This window comes from Kitasatospora sp. NPDC093679, from assembly GCF_040683455.1.
In the GTDB taxonomy this organism is placed as follows: Bacteria; Actinomycetota; Actinomycetes; order Streptomycetales; family Streptomycetaceae; genus Kitasatospora; species Kitasatospora arboriphila.
This window is the reverse complement of sequence record NZ_JBFBDW010000111.1, coordinates 1-5245: the sequence shown is the minus strand read 5'-3', so window position 1 is coordinate 5245 and position 5245 is coordinate 1. Positions and strand designations below refer to the sequence as shown.

The window sequence follows — 5245 nt, the reverse complement described above, 5'->3', positions numbered from 1 at the left end:
CGCACTGGAGCGGAACACCGCCAGCATCGAGCCCGGATCCCCCGCACCCGCACGGACCATCCGCACCTGGTGCACCAAACCCGCGTTCACCTGCTTCGACACCCCCGTGATCATCGAAGCCCAAAACACTACCCGACACCCATGACACCGTCCGACCGGTCGTAACGGTCGAAGCGTCGCAGGACCGCGCCGCCGGCGCCCTCGGCTCCGAGCGCTGCGGCGAAACGTCGGCCGTCGGCAGCCGGATCAGTCCCAGGGATCGGTCCTCGGCTCCGCGGCGGCTTCCTCGTCGTCGTGCAGGAAAGTGAGGTGTCGGCCGGATCGATCCTGGTCATCCGGATGCGGCAGCAGTCGGTGTCCGCGGCTGCGACGGTGACGGCCCCGCGGGGTGGAGATGCTTGGCGCCGTTCTGGCCCGGCCCGGTCCTGCAGCCGTTCGTCAATTGCGCGGCGCGGCTGGGTCTGCCCGCCCCCCATTGGTGACTTTGAGTGCCCGAGCGTGTACACAGGTATTTGAATCGAATGCGAACGAACCACTGCGGGGAAGCCTGACGGTCCCGCACCCGGCGGAAGGGACACAGCAGATGAGCACGGTCCGCAACTGGAGCCGTCGCACCGCCCTCACCCTCATGGCCGGCCTCGGCCTCCTCGCGCAAGCCGCTCTGCCCGCTCCCGCCGCAGCGGGCGAGATCCGCAGTGCGTGCGCGCCGTCGCCCGCATGGCGGCTGGAAGCGCTGAATTACTACGGGGAGTGGCAGCGGGCGGGCGGGGTGGACCTGACGGTGAACGCGTGCCCGTGGACGACCTCGGACCGATGGACGGTCGACGTGGCGCAGGCGTCCACGACCGGCGGGTTCGCCAGGTCCGGGTGGCGGGTGCGGGCGTGGGTGGTCAACGGGGACGCGACGCCGATCTACCGGAACGTCACCGTTCAGGTGCGGGTTGACCACTGCCCCGGAACGCGGTGCAGCAACGACGTCGCCTCCTTCGAGGGGAAGCTGCGGCTGGTCGCCGACGAATACACCCGGCAGGTCATCACCGACACCAGCATCACCGAGTGGCCGACCGGCCAGCGCGGCTGGCGCCTCGCCACCACCTGACCGCCCCGAATGATGACCCGAGAGCCGGCCGCCCGGATCGGCTCGGCCCGCCGTGCCCGAGCCGGCCGGCGGTGGCCGTCTTCCCCTGCCGCTCCGCGAGTTGAAAAGAGCACCACGTCATGCCCTTCCTTCCTCTCTCCCCCGGGCGCCGCCGCTTCCTTGCCCGGGCGGTGCCGCTGGCAGCCGCGACGCTGCTCGCCCTGACCTGCGCGGTGCCGGCTGGCGCAGCCGGTACCCCGTCCCCGCCGGGGTTCGGCGGGGACCCGACGGCGACGTACACGCTCTTCTCCGACACTCCGATGGAGCTCACCCCGCCCGGGCAGGAGGTCCCGCTCGAGGAGCTGCTGGCGCGCGCCCGCACCACGGCGGCGCCCGCACCGCACACGGCGGCAGCCGAAGCGGCGGATGGCGGCCGGCGGGCGGGCAAGGACGACCTGGCGGCCTACGAGTGCCGGGAGCAGGAGTCGGCGTTCAGCGGTGAGGGCTACGGCAAGTCCCGGTTCACCACCTGCCAGGCCTACAACCTGTCGGTGGCGAAGATCGAGTGCTGGCTGATCTTCTGCCGGATCGCCGGAACCGCGGACGTGGACATCGCCGACGTCCAGCGCACCCGCAACGCCGCCCGGCAGATCGACGTGGTCCAGGTCCTCGACAACTGGCGGCTCAAAGGCGACATCGCCGACACCCTGCTGTCCACCGACGTCACCTGCACCGCCCGGCAGGGCTTCGGGCCGTGCCAGGTCCGCGACGGCTGGGCCGGACCCGTCGTCCAGAGCATCGGAGCCTGGGCCGGCGAGGGCAGTGTGACCAGCCGCTACTACTCCTTCACCCTCCCGGCCGCCGGAGGCCTCGGCCAGGCCCTCATCTCCTACGCCGACCTCAACTGGCACTTCGCCATCCCCGCAGGCGTTCCCGGCGCCGACCGGCACGACGGCCCGAACTCCGGGGTCCGCTGCGACAGCGCCCCCTACATCATCAACACCAACGCCGGCGAGGGCTGCGTCTTCCCCTGGGTGACCGAGACGGTGCAGATCTCCGCGGCCGACTACCCGGAGTCCGCCGCGCACATCCTCACCGCCCAGTACCACCCCGACCAGACCCTCCCACCGGTCGCCGGCAAGCAGATCCCCGGCGCCCCGGGCAGCGGCCGGCCACTGCACCGCATCGCCGACCAGGGCGTCATCGACGCCCACCGCGCCACGGCCGTCGCCGCCTGCAACCAGTGGTTCCCCAACTACGCGGACGAGGGCCTGGACTGCGACGAGTACCCCTTCGCCTCCACCCAGGAAGGCTCCGACCCCGCCACCGGGAACTACTCCGTCGAGCCGATCCCCGACTGGGACAACCGCGGCTCCGGCGCCGTCGTCGGCAACTTCTACACCTACCGGCGCATCCTGGGATCAGACCTCACCAACGACCCCTTCTACGTGGAGGTCACCCCCTGACCGCCGGCCCCACGCCCCCAGGCCCCGGCGGGCCCGCCGACCCCTCGGGCAGGCCCGCCGGCCACACCCCGGCCCATCCGGACCCAGCCCCCACACCGGGCCACGACGGCCCTCCGGCACCCGTCGGTGTCGAGGCCGACGTCCGGGTCGAGGACCACCTCTTCCACCTCACCGACACCGGCACCCCCCGCACCGGCGACCCGGCCGACCAGCCGCCCCTGCCACCGCCCGGCCACCTCGCCGCCGCCGCACCCGGGGCCGTCACCTTCACCAGCACCCTCGCCGACCACTACGCCCACATCACCATCACCCATGGGCCCGCCCCGCCCCCGCCCACACGTGCGGCAGCGGCTGGCCCGCCCGACCAGCAGACCCTGCACGTCCACCTGGCCGGACAACTCACCCTGGCCAGCGGCATCTCCCACCTGCCTGTCCCCCTCCCACTGCACCTCGACAACGGCCCCTACACCCTCACCATCAACCGCCGCACCACAACGCCGACAAAACCCGAACCCGCCATCCCCCACCACGCCGAACACTGGTCCCTGCACCTCAGCCCCTCCACACCCAGGTAGGGCAGGCACGGCCTCCCGACCGACGCAGACAGCACCGCCGCAATGACCCCCTCGGCGCCGACCCGGCGCCGTTGTCGCCCGCCGGTGGAAGCCGCCGACTGCCGCCAGCCGTGATACGGCCCGGCCACTGCCGCGCGAGCGACGAGCAGGCGCTCCTCTCCCAACTCGCCGCTCCCGGCTTCGCCCCGACCGGGCTCAGGCCGAGCCCACGCGTCGGACAGATCCGGTGTGCACAGGACCTCAGCCCGATGGTGATACCGCCGGGTGCCGGAACGAGAAGCCGGCCCCGGAAGGCCGCGTGACCCTGGCCGAGCCACCGAGCGCGGCGTTGATGAGGATTCGGAGTGCGTCAGCGGGCGAGGATGACGGTGAGCGGCTCGTTGGGGCAGTCGGCGGCGAGCCGGTAGAGGCTGTCGGCCTCGGCCTGGTCGACGGTCAGGCCCCAGCGGGTCTTGATCGCGGTCCAGTCGGCCAGGTAGGTGCACCGGTAGGCGGTCGCGGGCGGGAGCCAGTCGGTGACGTCCTTGTCGGCCTTGGAGCGGTTGGAGCGGGCGGAGACGGCGATCAGCGCGCGGGGCTCGTCCAAGTCGTTGGCGTAGGCCTCCCGCTCCCTCGCGCTCCAGTTCGAAGCCCCGGAGTCCCAGGCCTCCGCGAGCGGCACCAGGTGGTCCACGTCCAGGAGCTTGGCGTCCTGCAGCACCAGGTCGTCATACGGGGAGAACCACTCGCCGCCGGCCAGTGCGCACTTCGCCCCAACGGCCGGCGCCTCGACCGCCTCGGCGATCAGCACCTCCTTGCGGGTGTCGCAGCCGTCCTTGTCCGCGTCGATCCAGTGCCGGAACGCGGTGCGCACATACCCGGTGCGGTCCTCGTCCACGACGGTGAGCGCGTCGATCGCCTCGTACAGCGTTGTGGTCACCGACTCTCCCGCCGCCCGGTGCGCAGTGGCGGCGGTGTGGGTCGTGGCGTGGGCAGGGACGGTGAGCAGCAGGGTGGCCGCGGCTGCGGCGGCGAGGGCGGTGCGGAGGCGCACGAGGGTGTCCTTGGGCGTGGCGGCGGTAGTCGCCCGGTCCAACGCGCTAGCCCGGCCGGGGTGCCGGCCGGATCGATCGTGGTCATCCGAATGCGGCAACGGCCGGTCGGCGGACGTCAGCTGCGGCAACGCCAGCTGTCTTGCCTGTTCGCCTGCGGGGCCTCCAGCCGCTCTTCTGGGCGATCGCCGGCCTGCTGCTCGGCCCGGCCGTGATACGCCGGAGCGGAAGCCCTCCGAGTGGATGCGACATGATCGCAGCAGCTCATGGCACCATTTCCGAAAGTGCTCCGGATGCGACATTCTCCCAGGCAATTAGCCGCTTTGATCCGACGGCCCGTCAGGCGATAGTGTGCTCTCGCTCCGCTTTTCCGGACTCATTCGGATGTCGGGCAGCCTGGCTGCACGGCATCATAATGCCGCTCCCCGCCCGGGGAGCGGCAACCTTTCCGGAAGGAGCGCCCATGCCCAAGACCAGCCGTCGCGCCGAGAACCGGCCCGACGCGGAGGACGAAGGCGATGAGCGCACCGCGGAGCCGCGTAGCAAGAAGGTGAACGAGATCTGGTGGAGGGTGGGGAGCCTGGTCGCGCCTATCGTGGCCAAGCTCGTCTTCAAGGCCTTCGACCGCTGGTTCTGGGACGAGTAGCCCGGGCGCCAGCATCGTGCACCGGCCCGCCGGGAGGGGGTGGAGCCCTTCCCGGCAGGCCTTAGCTTCGCGCTTTCGCGCAATGCGCCGAGGCCGGTTCCGGTCGACAGCTTCCAGGGCTGCCGGGACCGGCCTTTCGCATCTCCCGACATGCAGACGGGAGAATATCCTGCCCCAATATTTCCCGACCCGGCTTAATTTATGCCGAGCCAGGTGATTTATTCAGGCCTGGAATAATCTGTCCGATAAGTCCCGGATTGGAACTTTTGCACTACTTCGTTAAGTTTCCGCGTCCTGAATAACTGGTGCTGAATGAAACTTAGCACCATCCCTGCGTGATTGGTACTTCGTGGTGGGGGGCGGGTTGTTCAGGCGTGCCGTGTCGCGCTTCCCTCGCTCAGCACGTCGTCGTGCGAACAGACCTGATCCACCGTCGCCGTCCCGCTGCC

General features: G+C 70.8%; 4 protein-coding genes. 3 read left to right on the top strand and 1 reads right to left on the bottom strand.

Features of this window, described 5'->3' with window-relative positions:
• Nucleotides 1-583: 583 nt before the first annotated feature.
• The gene (locus AB0O09_RS38585; RefSeq protein WP_363550462.1) at nt 584-1099 is read left to right on the top strand and encodes a hypothetical protein; all 516 of its coding nucleotides are present in this window, start codon (nt 584-586) and stop codon (nt 1097-1099) included.
• Between the two features lie 119 nt (nt 1100-1218).
• On the top strand, nt 1219-2544 hold the full coding sequence (locus AB0O09_RS38580; RefSeq protein ID WP_363550460.1) for a NucA/NucB deoxyribonuclease domain-containing protein: 1326 nt from the start codon (nt 1219-1221) through the stop codon (nt 2542-2544).
• Nucleotides 2545-3468: 924 nt separating this feature from the next.
• Here the strand turns inward: AB0O09_RS38580 and AB0O09_RS38575 are convergent.
• A complete protein-coding gene (locus tag AB0O09_RS38575; protein WP_363550457.1) occupies nt 3469-4152 on the bottom strand; it encodes an HNH endonuclease family protein in 684 nt (227 codons plus the stop codon).
• 461 nt (nt 4153-4613) lie between these two features.
• Between AB0O09_RS38575 and AB0O09_RS38570 the strand changes: the two genes are divergently transcribed.
• Nucleotides 4614-4796: a hypothetical protein gene (locus AB0O09_RS38570; protein WP_363550455.1), complete on the top strand. Its 183-nt coding sequence runs from the start codon at nt 4614-4616 to the stop codon at nt 4794-4796.
• The last annotated feature ends 449 nt before the right edge of the window (nt 4797-5245 follow it).

Bases quoted from the DNA above. Each gene is read 5' to 3' on its own strand.
- AB0O09_RS38585 (WP_363550462.1), top strand. From the start codon at position 584: ATGAGCACGGTCCGCAACTGGAGCCGTCGCACCGCCCTCACCCTCATG.
- AB0O09_RS38580 (WP_363550460.1), top strand. From the start codon at position 1,219: ATGCCCTTCCTTCCTCTCTCCCCCGGGCGCCGCCGCTTCCTTGCCCGG.
- AB0O09_RS38570 (WP_363550455.1), top strand. From the start codon at position 4,614: ATGCCCAAGACCAGCCGTCGCGCCGAGAACCGGCCCGACGCGGAGGAC.